Genomic DNA, 14,690 nt, shown 5'->3' with positions numbered 1-14,690 from the left:
TGCATCCTCATTAACAATGAGTTAACTCCGGTACAAAAATTTAAAACGCCTTGATTTTGACAAAAATATGCTTTTTATATTGCACTCATTGAAAAAATCAGTTATGACAAATAATTATCATACGCTTCTTCGATTCCCTCCTTAAGCGGAACAGAAGCATTAAACCCGAGCCTGTTAAGCCGGCTTACATCCAGTAATTTTCTGGAAGTGCCATCCGGTTTGGAATCATCCCAGCTAATTTCTCCCTCGTAGCCGGTAACATTTTTCACCAATTCGGCCAGCTCGGCAATCGAAAGGTCTTCTCCTACCCCTATGTTAATATGTGTGTTTCGCACTTCCTTTAGTCCGCGTTCGTTCACAATATCCTGAAAGCTGACTTCATTCATCAGATAAACACAAGCCCTTGCCAGATCGTCTGAATGCAAAAACTCACGGCGCGGACGACCAGTTCCCCATAGTTTGAGTTCAACTTCACCATTGGTTTTTATAATGATACCAAAATCGCCCAGTTTTCGGATCAACATCTCATCACTTTGTTCTGCATCTACCCCTTCTACGGGTCTTTTGCGAAAATCGTTTCGTATGCCCTCCAAATCATTCTTTTTCAACATCTGAGCCAGATGCATTTTGCGGATCAAGGCCGGCAAAACATGCGAACCCATGAGATTATAGTTATCATTAGGCCCGTAAAGATTTGTAGGCATTACGGAAATAAAATCAGTCCCGTATTGAAGGTTATAGGATTCGCACATTTTCATTCCCGCGATTTTAGCAATGGCGTAGGGTTCGTTGGTATATTCCAGCGGTCCGTTCAAAAGATGTTCTTCCTTCATGGGCTGAGGGCAATCCCTTGGGTAAATACAGGAACTTCCTAAAAACATAAGTTTCTTCACACCCGACTCCCTGGAAAAGTGAATAATATTGTTCTGTATCTGAATGTTTTGATAGATAAATTCGGCCCTGAAGGTATTATTTGCCAGAATGCCACCCACACGTGCAGCAGCAAGAAACACATATTCCGGGTTTTCCTGCATGAAAAATTCTTCAACTGCCTTCTGATTCAGCAAATCGAGTTGCTCCCGGGTTCGCAGAATCAGGTTATTAAAACCCTGTTTTTGCAATTCGCGTGTTATGGCCGAGCCCACCAACCCTCTGTGTCCTGCTACATATATTTTACTGTTTTTCTCCATCACTCGTAATAATTTAATGTATGGTAGCCACCATCATTCAGGAATTTGTCACGCTTCATCAATTTCAGGTCCGACTGCATCATATCTTTCACCAAACCGTTTAAGTCATATTGAGGCTCCCATCCAAGATTCTTTTTAGCTTTTGAAGGGTCTCCAATCAGTAAATCGACCTCCGTGGGCCGGAAATATCGTGGATCTACTTCTACAACGCAACTTCCTTTTTCAATCTGATATTCAGGATTATTACATTTTGTCACATAACCTTTTTCTTCAACACCATCACCCTTAAACTCAATTTCAATACCGGCTTCAGAAAATGCGCGGATAACAAAATCCCGAACCGATGTTGTTACACCTGTAGCCACCACATAGTCATCGGGTTTCTCCTGCTGCAGCATCAAATACATAGCCTTCACATAATCTTTGGCATGCCCCCAGTCACGCTTTGCTGACAAATTACCGAGATAAACCTTTCTTTGGAGTCCCAGCGCGATACGAGCAACGGCACGGGTAATTTTCCTGGTTACAAATGTTTCACCCCGGATAGGTGACTCATGATTAAATAATATGCCGTTACAGGCAAACATATCGTAGGCTTCACGATAGTTGACAGTGATCCAGTAACCGTAAAGTTTGGCGACAGCATAAGGAGAACGCGGATAGAACGGTGTTTTCTCGGTTTGCGGAACTTCCTGCACCAAACCGTAAAGTTCACTTGTTGAGGCCTGATAAAACCTGGTCTTTTTGGTCATCCCCAACAGCCTGATCGCCTCAAGGATACGGAGTGTACCTACACCATCGGCATTGGCTGTGTATTCAGGTGTATCAAAACTCACCTGAACATGTGACATTGCTGCAAGGTTGTATATTTCGTCGGGCTGAACCTCCTGAATGATACGAATAAGGTTGGTGGAGTCGGTCAGGTCGCCGTAATGCAGGAAAAAATTGCGATGTTCCACATGCGGATCCTGATAAAGATGATCGATGCGTTCGGTATTAAAAAGAGAACTGCGTCGTTTAATTCCGTGAACAATATAGCCTTTCTTCAACAAAAATTCTGAAAGATAGGCGCCATCCTGTCCGGTTATACCGGTGATGAGAGCTACTTTTGCCATTGTATAATATCAATTAACTGTTATTCATAAAATTAGTCAATAGTTGTTAGTCAGTAGTGATGTTTACAGCTGCTGTCATACTCAAAAAAATCACACACATGTTGTGCAAATTTTTACGAGTTTATTGACGAGCACCAATAATCGCAAATTTACAATAAATGGGCATGAACTCAAGCCTTTGAAAGCATTTTCTTCTTAAAACAATCTTACACGGATACAACCGATGCGGTTAAATTTTATCATCTGACAAATTCTCCCAGTACCAATGAATGGCTTCTTTAAGTCCGCGAGCCACATCATACTCAGGATTATATCCCAACAATTGTTTTGCTCTGTCGATAGATGCCAACGAATGCGGGACATCCCCTTTTCGCTCAGGTCCGTATTCTACTTTAACATTGGCTATTTCGACATCATATACCGAAAGGAGCTCTTTCAGGTATTCTACCAACTGATTTAAAGAAGTTCGCTCACCATAAGCAACATTATAAACCGTATTGATGGCTTCTGGTGAATCAATGGTTGCCGCCAGTTCATTGGCCTGAACCACATTCGCCACGTATGTAAAATCACGCGAAAAAGTTCCGTCCCCGTTAACCACCGGTGACTGTTTGTTGATTAGTGCGCTCACAAATTTTGGGATAACGGCTGCATAGGCTCCGTCGGGATCCTGTCTGGGACCGAAAACATTAAAATAGCGCAGGCCGACAAGTTCCATGTCATACAATTTTGCAAACACGTCGGCATAAAGCTCATCCACATATTTTGTTATAGCATAGGGAGAAAGCGGTTTACCGATTTTGTCCTCTATCTTGGGCATTTCTTCGCTATCGCCATAAGTTGAGGAGCTGGCAGCATAAACCACACGTTTAACGCTGGCATCGCGGGCAGCCACCAGTATGTTCAGAAACCCGCCAATATTTACATCGTTTGTGGTTATCGGATCATTTATGGAGCGAGGTACCGACCCTAGCGCTGCCTGATGAAGTACTATGTCTGTATCTTTAACTGCACGCCGGCAGATTTCCAGATTGCGTATATCTCCTTCCATCAATTCAAAGGCTGAATTTTTAAGAAAAGAAGTGATATTTCCCCGTTTTCCTGTCGAAAAGTTATCCAGACATCGAACCTGATTATCCTGTTTTAGAAGCTTCTCAATCAAATTTGATCCGATAAAACCGGCCCCTCCGGTAACCAGAACTTTTTTCCCTGTGATTATGCTCATATATGGATTGTTAGATTGTTAGATTATTAGAATTGTTAGGGGTGTTAGCGTTGCTAAGGTTGTTAGGGTTGTTAGGGTTGTTAGGGTTGTTAAGGTTGTTAAGGTTGTTAGGGTTGTTAGGGTTGTTAGGGTTGTTGGGGTTGTTGGGGTTGTTGGGTACTGCGGGCTGGCCGTTCTTCCATTCGGGGGTCAGGGAGTACGGGCACGGGGTGCTGGTTGCTGGTTAATTGGTAATTGAAAAATCTGTGTTCGCCCGGCTCTGCCGCTTTGCTGGCAAGGAATCTGTGTTATCTATGATGTAACTTAATTTTTTATGTTCTTATATGTCTTATATGGTTTAACCTCAACCTCAACCTCAACCTCAACCTCAACCTCTGCCTTAGCCTCTGCCTTAACCTCTGCCTTAACCTCAGCCTCAACCTTAACCTTAATATAGGTGCAGGGTATTAGGGTGGTTAATGGTTATTGGAAAAACAGTCACTCACTATTAGTAAACCGTGCAAGTAATTTACTAACTCCGGCAAATTTGCAAAAAAAGCGGCAGGCGCCGCTTTTTTTTGATTAAGATGTAATAAAATCGGATGTATTTATCCGTTTATTTTGCAAAACTAATTGCACGGGTCTCTCTGATGACTGTTATTTTTACCTGTCCCGGGTAAGTCATTTCAGTTTGTATTTTTCGTGCAATCTCGGCAGAAAGCTGGTCTGCTTCATGATCACTCACTTTTTCACTTCCCACAATTACTCTTAGTTCACGTCCTGCCTGGATAGCATAAGTTTTTAGCACACCCGGATATGACAAAGCCAGGGTTTCCAGGTCTTTAAGTCGCTTAATATAAGCTTCCACAACCTCTCGACGGGCACCCGGCCTTGCACCCGAGATGGCATCGCAGACCTGAACAATAGGTGAAATCATACTTGTCATTTCCACCTCATCATGGTGGGCACCAATAGCGTTGCAGATATCCGGTTTCTCTTTAAACTTTTCGGCCAGTTTCATTCCAAGAATAGCGTGCGGAAGATCAGGGTCTTCATCACTCACTTTTCCAATATCGTGGAGAAGTCCGGCGCGTTTTGCCTTTTTAGTATTCAAGCCCAGTTCAGAAGCCATAATGGCGCACAGGTTGGCAGTCTCCCTGCTGTGCTGTAAAAGGTTCTGACCGTAAGAGGAACGATACTTCATTTTACCTATTAATTTAATAAGCTCGGGGTGAAGTCCGTGAACCCCCAGGTCAATGGCTGTGCGTTTCCCATTCTCAATCATCTCCTCTTCCACCTGTTTACGCACTTTATTGACAACCTCTTCGATGCGTGCCGGGTGTATTCTCCCGTCGGTCACCAACTGATGAAGAGCAAGGCGTGCCACTTCGCGACGCATAGGATCGAATCCTGAGAGTACAATGGCCTCGGGTGTGTCATCCACTATGATCTCAACACCTGTTGCAGCCTCCAGGGCCCTGATATTTCGTCCTTCACGGCCAATAATTCGTCCCTTTATCTCGTCAGAATCGATATGGAAAATGGTCACCGAATTTTCGATAGCGGTTTCGGTGGCAGTACGCTGAATGGTCTGAAGAACAATTCGTTTGGCCTCCTTATTTGCATTAATACGTGCCTCATCCATTATGTCATTGATGTACGACATCGCCTCGGTTTTGGCCTCAGCTTTAAGCGATTCAACAAGCATCTCTTTGGCTTCCTCGGCCGACATTCCGGAAATGGCTTCTAATTGCTCTACCTGACGCTTATGCGTTCTTTCCAGGTCTTCACTTTTCTTTTCTACCAGTTCCAGCTGTTGATCAAGATTCTCCCGTATGACATCATTTTCTTTCTTTTTTCTCTGAAATTCTTCCATCTTTTGAGAGAACGCAGTCTCTTTTTGTTTGAGTTTGTTCTCTGCAGCAATAATCTTTGAATTACGGGCATTGATTTCTTTTTCATGTTCAGCTTTAAGCTGTAGGAACTTTTCTTTGGCCTGAAGTATTTTATCTTTCTTAATCACTTCAGCTTCGGCCTCTGCCTCCCGGATAATCTTACGTGATCGGGCACCCAATGCTTTGTATATCAGCACCCAGGTCAGGCCGCCACCGGCAACAAAAGCTACAATTGCTATTACTATTTCTGTTATTCCCATTAGAATTCTGTTTTAACTTATGAAACAAAAAAACCGCAACTTTGTCCTGAAAAACTTCATGCACCGGAATAAAACATTCGGTGCATTCAGGATAAAGTGCGGGTAACTAATATATTATGCAAAAACGGTTATTCTTCCGCTAAAATTGCATCCAATTTATCGTTTAAGTCTTTAACGGCATCAATTATTGGTGAATGATCGTGTTTATTCTCGAGCTCCAACATCTTAATAACATATTGTAACGAAGCCATGGCCAGAAAATCCTGGACATCTTTGTCATGATACCGTTGTTTATACTGTAAAACCTTCTCATTAATAAGACGTGCAGCCTTCCTTATCTTTTCCTCATCATCCCTGTCGATACGCAGGGGATAATACCGGTCTGCTACATTCACTCTTATGGAAAGCTTGTCATCCATTTAATGTACTTAACGATTTAAAAGTGCAATGCACTTGTCAATTTCCCGCACAATTTGGCTAATCCTGCTTTTGGTTTGCTGAACATCCTCCGGAGCACTCTCAAGCACTTTGGCCATTTTGGTATGCCCGAGTTGCTCTTCCGCCTCTGCTTTTGAAGCAATCGCTTCTTTTAACTGGCCGGTAAGCTGCGCGACTTCATTACGTAACAGTTCGTTTTCACGCCTCGCATTCTGATACAATTCTGCCAGTCGGTCAATCCGATTTCCCAATTCAGCAACCAATTCTGTATTTGGATCAACCATTGTTGTTTATATTGAAAAACCTAATTATTTCCTCAAAAACTAAACTCTTAATCCCTTATATATCAATAATCGTCAGAAAATAATTCTAACGACACTTTAGCTTCATTATTTAATGTCTGTCCATATAGTACCATTTGCTGTGTTACGCTCGTCCGAAAATTAATAATCATTTATGATGAGTAAAATCCGTATTTTCGGACTTCGCAAGCCTTGCAACTGACACTTTCTGAACAGACACACTTATTGTAAAAACTTTTGCGAATTTATTGACACGCACTATTTATATTCAACCTCGAAATTCGGACTATTAGACGGAAATTTCAAGGACAAAATTAACATTGTTTCAAAATTACCCAAAATCCCGAAGAAAAAAAATCTTTTCTTTGAGATTTTAGTGTTCCTTTAATTTTGCGCTCTCAGCGTGTAATTAAAAAACGGCGGATTCCGCACAGCTCTACTGCTTAGCTCAGCACAGAATCCGCCGCGCCTAAGGTGTTTGTGCCTTCGGGCCATGCGACCGGAGTAATTTTGTCAGTAATCTAATACTTTAAGGTAAAGTTCACACCACCTTTAATCCACCTGCCGGGACGCTCTAATTCGCCCATGTCATAATATTCGCGATCGAACAAGTTGGCAGCTTCCGCGAAAACCTGCCAACCTCCTTTTTGCCAGATAATTCTTAAATCGGTAAGTAAAAATGGCTTGTATTCTACCTGAGCGTTGTCAGACGACCTCAAAAAATGTCCGGCACGGTCCTGATACAAAAAGTTCCATCTTGCCGACAGATCACGGAAAATCTTGTGCCTGATTCCAAGATTTAGCTTATGAATCAGGTGGTTCAATACATATACGGATTCATATCCTTCTTCAGGATTTTTGTCCTGATCGAGCCATGAATAACCGGCACTCACCATTTCAATAACAGAAAGACCAAACTCCTGAGGAAAGAGGGTGGTACTTATTTCTATGCCGCGTGCGTCTATTTCATTGACATTGGATGTAGTATACTTATCATCACCTGTTCTGCGTCCCCAGTCAATCAGATTGGTTCCTTTTCTGTAAAATCCGTTCAGGTGACCGGTAAAAGCTTTTCCAACATATTTAAATCCTGCTTCAACGGTTGCCGCTTCTTCAGGTTCAAGTTCCGGATTTCCCTCATTTGTTGGTCCCTCGTAAAACAAGTCGGTGAAAGTAGGCATTCTTAAAGAACGGTTATAGCTGGCAAGCCATTTCAAGTTAGTTGATAACCAATAGCTTACATCAACGCCAGGAAACCAGTTTAAACGATAATCCAACCCCGAATTAAAATTGGCCATAATACCACCTGAAACAGAAAGATTCCCGCTTTTAAAATTGTGTTCAAAGAAAACAGAAGTATTATTCCGGCTGTAGCTTTTCGTAAACTCCACGTTTCCTTCGCCTGGAACGTCTATTGGTTGGTTCATATCATTTCCGATATTATTGCTCCATATATTTTCGGAACGAACTTCTCCGCCGAGCGAAGTTTTTCCAAATTGCCAGGGAATAGTAACATTTACATCGGCACCAAAAACATCGGTAAGGTGATAATTGTGTCCTGAATACCAGTCGGGGGCATCGTCACTGTCACGAAACAGTTCGAATCGATCGTGATGGCGACGCCAATAGACAGAAGGTTTGAGGAGTATTTTTTTACCGGTTTCAAACCCGAGAGAAGAGAAAAATGTGTGGGTTTCTTCAAATTGGTCGGGATATACGGATGTGTAGAACGAATTGGCACCAAAAGCCTTATTGGTATAACCTGTTTGAAAATTGAGAGCTTCATTATCTTTTCGATACCGCAACTGATAAAACAGGTTAAGAATATCAAAATCGGTATTTTCAATATAACCGTCGCTGGCTCCTTTGCTAGCAGACAGATAAGATGTGATGGAACCAAGGTTGTGATTCAGAGTAGCTCCGGCTCTGTATAATCCATTATCGCCGGTCATTGCACTAGCCGAAACTCTGTTTTGCCGGGATGTGCCGGTAACAATGTTAACGGCTCCGCTAAAAGCATTTGGCCCGTGAACTCTTGACGCTGGCCCTTCAATAATTTCAATTCTTTCGATGCTGTTTAGATCAACAGGGAGATTTAAGTTATGATGACCTGTCTGTGGATCGGTAATGTTTATTCCGTTGAGCAAAATCATCACCTGGTCAAAAGAGCCGCCTCTTAGGCTCAAATCGGCCTGTACACCAAGTGGTCCTCTTTCGCGGACATCCACATTCATTACATATTTAAGAAGTCCCTGCACACTCTGAACAGGCAGAGTTTCTATGTCACTCCGGGGAATTACGGTAATCAGGCGACCTGCCTCAGAGTATAGCGAGGGTGCCCTGTGAGCGACAACTTCAACTTCGGCGAGCCGTATTTTGTTGGTTATCGAGTCGGTTTCGGTCTGAGCAAAGGTATTCAAATAGCCCAGACAGATAAAATAAGCGGCTGCAAGGGTTCCTATTTTCACTTCGCGGTGCAATGTATTAAATACCGCATAGCCACGATGTTGCCAACGTTTAAATACAAGTTTCTCTGAAATGGAAAAATACTTTTTAATGTTCATAACGATAAAATTTTGAGATTAAAAACGCGGCAAAGGTAAAGAATCGGGAACTATTATTCTGCACCCGGAGAAAAGAAAGGCATAATAGCAAAAGCGAAGTATCCGGAAAAAAATCCCGGAGCTGGTGTCAAATCAAGCATAAAATATCGCCCAATGCATCACTGATTTTTTTCATGATAAAAAAATTAAGTAGTGTCCGTCTGAATACTTCGTTAACAAATACGAGGTAATTAATTGTTTACACAATCAATAAGGCAAATCACAACTATCTCATAATAAAAACTTTGCGTCATTACGTCTCTGCGTTTAGGCTTTTTTTAACTGACTATTGCGTCTATAAACTCGCAAAAATTTTCACAATATGTGTGTCTGTTCAGAAAGTGTCATTTACAAGGCTTGCGAAGGCCGAAAATACGGAGTTTACTACTCGTAAATGAGTAATTTTCGGACGAGCGTAACACAGTAAATGGCACTTTATGGACAGACACTTAGTAGCTATGGTTATGCGCACTTTTCCTCATTTTGAAATAAGTAAAATCAGGTTCAACTTAAACGTCATTCTATGCCTGACACGACACTATCCTGCTTTGTTCAAAAAACGGTGTTCGATGACGTCATTTTCTCAGGCCTTGAACAGACTCATCCATTGCTTTTTAGGTCATTCAGGAAATTCTTAAATGCATCAGAGAAAGTTCTGTTAAAATCTTTACGGAAAGCGTACTTTTGATTCACTTCAAGTTCAATACCTGCATACAACGAAGATCCAAAATAATTTCTCAGTGCAAAAACATGACCGTCATTTTTGCCCAAATAGGGATAGTTCATCCTAATCCGCAACCGGGGCATTTTTTCTGAAATGCACTTTCTCCACCTGTCAGCCAGTTCTTTTTCTATTCCAAAACCCGGATCGTAAAGTAAACCTATGTCTGCGTTACGCACTTTACCTTTAAAAACGGGTGTAAATGAATGAACAGAAACATGGAGAACGAAACTTTTTTCATGAATCAACTCTGCAAGCCGGGAACGAAAATTCGTCCTGAAAGGCGTATAATACAAAGTAATAATTCGCTTCTTATCATCGGATGACAAGGGATGTGTATACTCAGAAAAAAGCGTCCTTTTATTGAGTGAACGGTTAATGTCTATCAGCAACCGCGTGGTTTCGGCAAACAAGGAATAATCAACATCCGCTCTGCTCATCTCGTGAAACAGTTCCAGGGCTCCGGGGTCCCATCCACGGTGAGATTCAAGAACTTTGGGATCCCCATAAAAGAGAGGCCGGAATGCATCCGGAACAAAGTTCCCGCCATGTTCGCACGAAAGCGCGACTGCCATCTTCAGTTTTGTTTCAATCATCGGCATCTGTCCCAAACAGACGGTTAGCGGCAAGACACTGAGCCAATTTATCATAAACATAGTAAAAATGTTCCCTCGAAAAATCGGTTCCCATAACGGTTAATAATCGCCTTGCCAGTGTTCCGGCATTCAAAATCTTCGAGAAGACTTCAAAGTATACAGGTTCCATAACCCCCTGCAGCGAAGGCAGTAAATATCGCCACAGGTCTCCTGCCGTCATTAGATGCTGCTGACAACCCCAGAAATCGAGGTACAATGAATTTTCAATAACAGCCATATCCGATTCACGAATGGTTTTAAGGAAAATGGCCGCCAGCGTATTTTCATGCCAATTAACCTGTTCTGACAAAGGGGAAAAAAAACCGTCGGCAGTCAGTTTTATCAGGCCAACGACTGCATCCACAACGGCCATATCGGCCAATGGAGACTCCTGATTATCAATAATACGGATTTCAATGGCGCCACGATCGAAACGTGAAATGGCACCTCGCGAATTCAAAAAGTGTTTATTCAGTACCTTGTCGTGGTCGAATGGAGCAATATCATGGACTATGGGATCAAAGATGCGAAGATGATACTCCTGTTTGGAAAAAACTGCTTCGGGAATAATGACGCCGGCAATTGAAGGTATTTTTTCCTGATTGTGCCTGTAGGTTTCCATTCTGCTATCGTGGAAGCCGGTATAAAGTCCGTCAAGAAAAGGAGTAGATGCTGCAATGGCAGGAATAATTGGCAGTACCATCCGTACTGCAGCATGCAGGCGCTTGAATTCATCATCGCCGCTAAACGGTAAATTAATGTGTGTACTTTGCAGATTGCTCCATCCATGTCCACGGCAATCGAAAATACGGTCGTAGAGGGTGTAAATTTCATTGAATTCATGCTTCCAAAGACTTGTCTCTTTACGAGGATTCATCCAGGGATGTGCGCCGCCCGGCAACAGGCATGCATCAAATTTTGCAAGGATTTCATTGATTTGTAATACATTATTATGAAACTCATGATGCAAGCCATACCGTGATTTGACTGGTCCGTTGGTTTTCAATTCCACCACGTGGTTAACCAGCTCGTTACTCCAGGCAATAGAACCATTTTCAAAATCGGCAGTAATTTCACCTGTAACCTGCCGGAGCAATTCATCACAAACCGGCAGAACATTAAGGGTCTTGCGGTCGACAATCATATATTCCAGTTCAATGCCGGTGACATCGAAAAGATGAAAATGGTCTGAGCTCATTTGGCAACATTTGTCTGTTCAAGTAGAAAAAGAATAATTTTCCTGTAAAGTTCATCTTTTAACAAGCGGTCTTCCACCCCGCCGTCGATATTAGGATTATCATTAATCTCAATAATGTAAGGCTTTCCTCCAATTTCCTTAATATCAACGCCATAAAGCCCGTTTCCAATAAGCCTGGTTGCCCTTAAAGCTGTTTCAATAACGGCAGACGGGGCCTCTGACGGCTCAAGAATATCAAAATTACCTTCAACGTCCGACTTCTTTTTGCTGTTCCAGTTGTATATCTGCCAATGTCCTGCTGCCATGTAGTATCTGCAAACAAACAACACCTGATTGTTGAGTACACCCACACGCCAATCGTATTCGGTTGGCATATATTCCTGAGCAATAATCAGGTCGGAGGCTTTAAGCATTTCTCTTACTTTACTCCTGAACTCCTCCTTGTCGTTAACTTTAACCACCCCCTGCGAAAAAGAAGAGTCGGGCAGCTTGAGGACACACGGAAATCCAAGCAAATCTGCATCTTTAGGATTATCGGATGATAATACCAGAGTTTGTGGCGTGGGGATGCGAGCCCCGCGCAACAACTCGGCCAGATAAACCTTATTGGCACATTTCAGAATAGAATCCGGAGAATCCAGTACGGCGAGGCCTTCACTCTGGGCCCTCCTGGCAATGCGATAGGTATGATGATTAACAGCTGTAGTTTCGCGTATGAACAAAGCATCAAATTCACCAATGCGGTCATAATCATCTTTGGTAATAAACTCTACATAACAGCCAAGCTTTTCGGCAGCATCGGCAAATGCCGTCAAAGCCTTTTTATTAGAAGGCGGCGAAGCCTCATCAGGATTGGTAAGAATGGCCAGATCATACAAGTATTTTCCCTGTCGTGCATTATCATAGCGTTTACGACCAAAATATTCGGCAGCAAAACTTTGCAGATAAGGCAAATGGTGCTCGGGCACTTCCTTTAAAGGAATAGTGCGGATAGAGTATATTTCCCATTTTTTGCCATTATGAACAAAACGTGCCCTGAGAAAAGGAGCCTGAAACAGTTTGTGCAATTCTCTGGCTAATTTTGCATACTGGTTGGAAACATTCTGGCCAAAATAGATGCTTAAAGTAAACTCCCTGGAACGAATGCGTTTCAAACTCTTCTGAACAAGGTCATCCACGTCGTCAGAGACACTTTTAACCAATGCGCGCTCCTTCATATCGAGGATGTTCTTCACCGATGGCACCACCTTGTGCCCCCGGGCTTCGGCCAGCAAAGAGACATAATAACCGCGGGTTTGGTAGGCATAGTCATTGGAAAGATTGAAAACCCTGATGTTTTTTAGTTTAGAATAACTGTCGTCACTCAGGTAGTGACGGGGAGATATTACTTCGACGCCGGGAACGTCCAGCACGCTGTGCGAAGGTTTATTTATAACGATAATCTTTTTCACATTTATTATATTAGCAATTCAGAGTCCGAATACAGGTAATTTAAAGTCTGTTTTGAGAAAGTTAAGAAACTATTCCTTCATCACAATCAGCATATTGGCATCATAAGTCACAATACCCAGCATTATGGAGTTAATTAAACGGTTAATTCCGACTTCATAGTAATTGTCTCCGGAGATGGGGTTTTCCTTGTAAGGGTCTGCTATAAAAACCCGGTTCCCGCTCATTCCGCTCAGCACAACAAAATGTCCCATGGGTTCGCCCTTCAGATCATGATATACCGATCTGTCCTTGTGGTCGGTATATTCTCGTTTGGAATTGTACAAATAGGTAGCACTTAAACCTGTAAGAATAGGAATTCCGTTCAAGAGGTAACGTTCAAAAATGGCCTTATGCAAATCTTCAAAAACGATTTCGCCTCCTAATTCAAGGTATTTCTGGTAAGCACGGGTGGCCTGAACAAACTTTTTTCCATGTTTATAGCGGAGCTGTTGTTCAAGATGGTCAATAAGTTCTTTGTTTGTAAAATGCTCCCAGGTAGGATCAAACATTTTCAGATTGTACGAAAAAATCCGTGCTCTCAGGCCTCTTCTCAACGCGTCCATCCCGAGCATAACAGCAAGGGTTCCTCCGTCGTGAAGATAATCTACCGATTGTAAAACCTCGTCCAGGGAAACACCAATTCCCCAATAGCGATAAACTGCGTGCAGACTTGTTGGCCCGCAGGTAGTATCATCAGGTTGCGTAAGAATATTGACTGAATGCCGGTTTGTCATAAAATACAGATATGGGGAAAATACGCGTGTAATATTATTACAATTTTGAATTGAATGTACTTATGAAGAGAGATTTTTTCAAGTCAATTGCGATAATTATTTCAAAAAAAACCCCCTCCGGGAAACCGGAGAGGGCTGCTATCTTTTGTCTCATTTAAATGAGGACAGGAAAATTACTTTTTAAAGAACTCTTTAACCATATCGTTGGGAACCACATCTTGCTGAAAAGTGTAAGACCCGGTTTTAGGGGACTTAACCATTTTAATCACTTTGGTATGTCCTTTACCTGCACCTTTTTGTACCGATGCTACTGCTTTCTTAGCCATGGTTTAATTTTTTATTTGATTTCACGATGAACAGTATAACGCTTCAGAATGGGGTTATACTTTTTCAATTCAAGACGATCCGGAGTGTTTTTGCGGTTTTTCATAGTAATGTACCGTGAAGTCCCGGGCATTCCGCTGTCTTTATGCTCAGTGCATTCCAGAATAACCTGTATGCGATTTCCTTTAGCTTTCTTTGCCATGATTTACCCTCCGTTTTTTAATATTTTGAAATATAACCATTTTTTCTGGCCGATTCGAGGGCAGCTTTCACGCCCACTTTGTTGATCAGCCTGAGCCCTGCGGCAGATACCTTCAGGCTAACCCACCGGTCCTCTTCGGGTAAATAAAATTTCTTCTTAAAAAGATTGGGATTGAACCTTCTCTTTGTCCTTCTTTTTGAGTGGGATACATTGTTCCCTACCTGAAAGCTTTTTCCTGTTATTTCACAAACTTTTGACATTGCTCAACCGTTTTTCGATACGTTTTTCAAACAGAGCGCAAAATACGGCATTTTTCTAAAAATAAACAAACTTTTTTGTCTATATTTTTCCTGTTTTGAAGGAATTTCAGCTAACCTG

14 protein-coding genes are annotated in these 14,690 nt (G+C 42.2%); all 14 read right to left on the bottom strand.

Going from position 1 to position 14,690, the window contains the following annotated elements; all coding sequences use genetic code 11:
• Window positions 1-101: 101 nt before the first annotated feature.
• A complete protein-coding gene (locus OQ5_RS0105130; protein WP_016776456.1) occupies window positions 102-1,190 on the bottom strand; it encodes a GDP-L-fucose synthase family protein in 1,089 nt (362 codons plus the stop codon).
• Window positions 1,190-2,305, bottom strand: a complete 1,116-nt coding sequence (gene gmd, locus OQ5_RS0105125; protein ID WP_016776455.1) for a GDP-mannose 4,6-dehydratase — start codon at window positions 2,303-2,305, stop codon at window positions 1,190-1,192. The genes OQ5_RS0105130 and gmd overlap by 1 nt, the downstream gene beginning before the upstream one ends.
• Window positions 2,306-2,534: 229 nt before the next feature.
• Window positions 2,535-3,530 carry an SDR family oxidoreductase gene (locus OQ5_RS0105120; protein ID WP_016776454.1) on the bottom strand — a complete coding sequence of 332 codons (996 nt, stop codon included), beginning with the start codon at window positions 3,528-3,530 and terminating at the stop codon, window positions 2,535-2,537.
• 595 nt (window positions 3,531-4,125) lie between these two features.
• Window positions 4,126-5,664 carry a ribonuclease Y gene (gene rny, locus OQ5_RS0105115; protein WP_016776453.1) on the bottom strand — a complete coding sequence of 513 codons (1,539 nt, stop codon included), beginning with the start codon at window positions 5,662-5,664 and terminating at the stop codon, window positions 4,126-4,128.
• A gap of 128 nt (window positions 5,665-5,792) precedes the next feature.
• Window positions 5,793-6,083: a cell division protein ZapA gene (locus tag OQ5_RS0105110; protein ID WP_010424497.1), complete on the bottom strand. Its 291-nt coding sequence runs from the start codon at window positions 6,081-6,083 to the stop codon at window positions 5,793-5,795.
• 9 nt (window positions 6,084-6,092) lie between these two features.
• Window positions 6,093-6,386 carry a hypothetical protein gene (locus OQ5_RS0105105; RefSeq protein WP_016776452.1) on the bottom strand — a complete coding sequence of 98 codons (294 nt, stop codon included), beginning with the start codon at window positions 6,384-6,386 and terminating at the stop codon, window positions 6,093-6,095.
• Window positions 6,387-6,925: 539 nt separating this feature from the next.
• Window positions 6,926-8,968, bottom strand: a complete 2,043-nt coding sequence (locus tag OQ5_RS0105100) for a TonB-dependent receptor (protein ID WP_016776451.1) — start codon at window positions 8,966-8,968, stop codon at window positions 6,926-6,928.
• A 639-nt stretch (window positions 8,969-9,607) separates the two neighbouring features.
• Window positions 9,608-10,303, bottom strand: a complete 696-nt coding sequence (locus OQ5_RS20340) for an N-formylglutamate amidohydrolase (RefSeq protein ID WP_176694057.1) — start codon at window positions 10,301-10,303, stop codon at window positions 9,608-9,610.
• A 13-nt stretch (window positions 10,304-10,316) separates the two neighbouring features.
• Window positions 10,317-11,561, bottom strand: a complete 1,245-nt coding sequence (locus OQ5_RS0105085) for a carboxylate-amine ligase (protein ID WP_016776449.1) — start codon at window positions 11,559-11,561, stop codon at window positions 10,317-10,319.
• Window positions 11,558-13,012: a RimK family protein gene (locus OQ5_RS0105080; RefSeq protein WP_026055123.1), complete on the bottom strand. Its 1,455-nt coding sequence runs from the start codon at window positions 13,010-13,012 to the stop codon at window positions 11,558-11,560. The genes OQ5_RS0105085 and OQ5_RS0105080 overlap by 4 nt, the downstream gene beginning before the upstream one ends.
• Window positions 13,013-13,081: 69 nt before the next feature.
• On the bottom strand, window positions 13,082-13,786 hold the full coding sequence (locus OQ5_RS0105075) for a C39 family peptidase (RefSeq protein WP_016776447.1): 705 nt from the start codon (window positions 13,784-13,786) through the stop codon (window positions 13,082-13,084).
• 173 nt (window positions 13,787-13,959) lie between these two features.
• Window positions 13,960-14,112, bottom strand: coding sequence for a DUF4295 domain-containing protein (locus OQ5_RS22335; protein ID WP_016776446.1), 153 nt, complete (start codon window positions 14,110-14,112; stop codon window positions 13,960-13,962).
• A gap of 11 nt (window positions 14,113-14,123) precedes the next feature.
• Window positions 14,124-14,312: a 50S ribosomal protein L33 gene (rpmG, locus tag OQ5_RS0105065; protein WP_010424511.1), complete on the bottom strand. Its 189-nt coding sequence runs from the start codon at window positions 14,310-14,312 to the stop codon at window positions 14,124-14,126.
• A 17-nt stretch (window positions 14,313-14,329) separates the two neighbouring features.
• Window positions 14,330-14,572 (bottom strand): 50S ribosomal protein L28, encoded by a 243-nt coding sequence (rpmB, locus tag OQ5_RS0105060; protein ID WP_016776445.1) that lies wholly within the window; start codon window positions 14,570-14,572, stop codon window positions 14,330-14,332.
• Window positions 14,573-14,690: the final 118 nt, after the last annotated feature.

The organism is Anaerophaga thermohalophila str. Valhall, from assembly GCF_000250735.1.
GTDB lineage: Bacteria > Bacteroidota > Bacteroidia > Bacteroidales > Marinilabiliaceae > Anaerophaga > Anaerophaga thermohalophila_A.
This window is presented reverse-complemented; position numbering and strand designations above follow the sequence as displayed.

Excerpts from the sequence above, each read along its gene's own strand:
- gmd (WP_016776455.1), bottom strand. The coding sequence starts at position 2,305 with ATGGCAAAAGTAGCTCTCATCACCGGTATAACCGGACAGGATGGCGCC.
- rny (WP_016776453.1), bottom strand. The coding sequence starts at position 5,664 with ATGGGAATAACAGAAATAGTAATAGCAATTGTAGCTTTTGTTGCCGGT.
- OQ5_RS0105075 (WP_016776447.1), bottom strand. The coding sequence starts at position 13,786 with ATGACAAACCGGCATTCAGTCAATATTCTTACGCAACCTGATGATACT.
- OQ5_RS22335 (WP_016776446.1), bottom strand. The coding sequence starts at position 14,112 with ATGGCTAAGAAAGCAGTAGCATCGGTACAAAAAGGTGCAGGTAAAGGA.
- OQ5_RS0105130 (WP_016776456.1), bottom strand. The coding sequence starts at position 1,190 with ATGGAGAAAAACAGTAAAATATATGTAGCAGGACACAGAGGGTTGGTG.
- OQ5_RS0105085 (WP_016776449.1), bottom strand. The coding sequence starts at position 11,561 with ATGAGCTCAGACCATTTTCATCTTTTCGATGTCACCGGCATTGAACTG.
- OQ5_RS0105110 (WP_010424497.1), bottom strand. The coding sequence starts at position 6,083 with ATGGATGACAAGCTTTCCATAAGAGTGAATGTAGCAGACCGGTATTAT.
- rpmB (WP_016776445.1), bottom strand. The coding sequence starts at position 14,572 with ATGTCAAAAGTTTGTGAAATAACAGGAAAAAGCTTTCAGGTAGGGAAC.
- OQ5_RS0105120 (WP_016776454.1), bottom strand. The coding sequence starts at position 3,530 with ATGAGCATAATCACAGGGAAAAAAGTTCTGGTTACCGGAGGGGCCGGT.
- OQ5_RS0105100 (WP_016776451.1), bottom strand. The coding sequence starts at position 8,968 with ATGAACATTAAAAAGTATTTTTCCATTTCAGAGAAACTTGTATTTAAA.
- OQ5_RS20340 (WP_176694057.1), bottom strand. The coding sequence starts at position 10,303 with ATGGCAGTCGCGCTTTCGTGCGAACATGGCGGGAACTTTGTTCCGGAT.
- OQ5_RS0105105 (WP_016776452.1), bottom strand. The coding sequence starts at position 6,386 with ATGGTTGATCCAAATACAGAATTGGTTGCTGAATTGGGAAATCGGATT.
- rpmG (WP_010424511.1), bottom strand. The coding sequence starts at position 14,312 with ATGGCAAAGAAAGCTAAAGGAAATCGCATACAGGTTATTCTGGAATGC.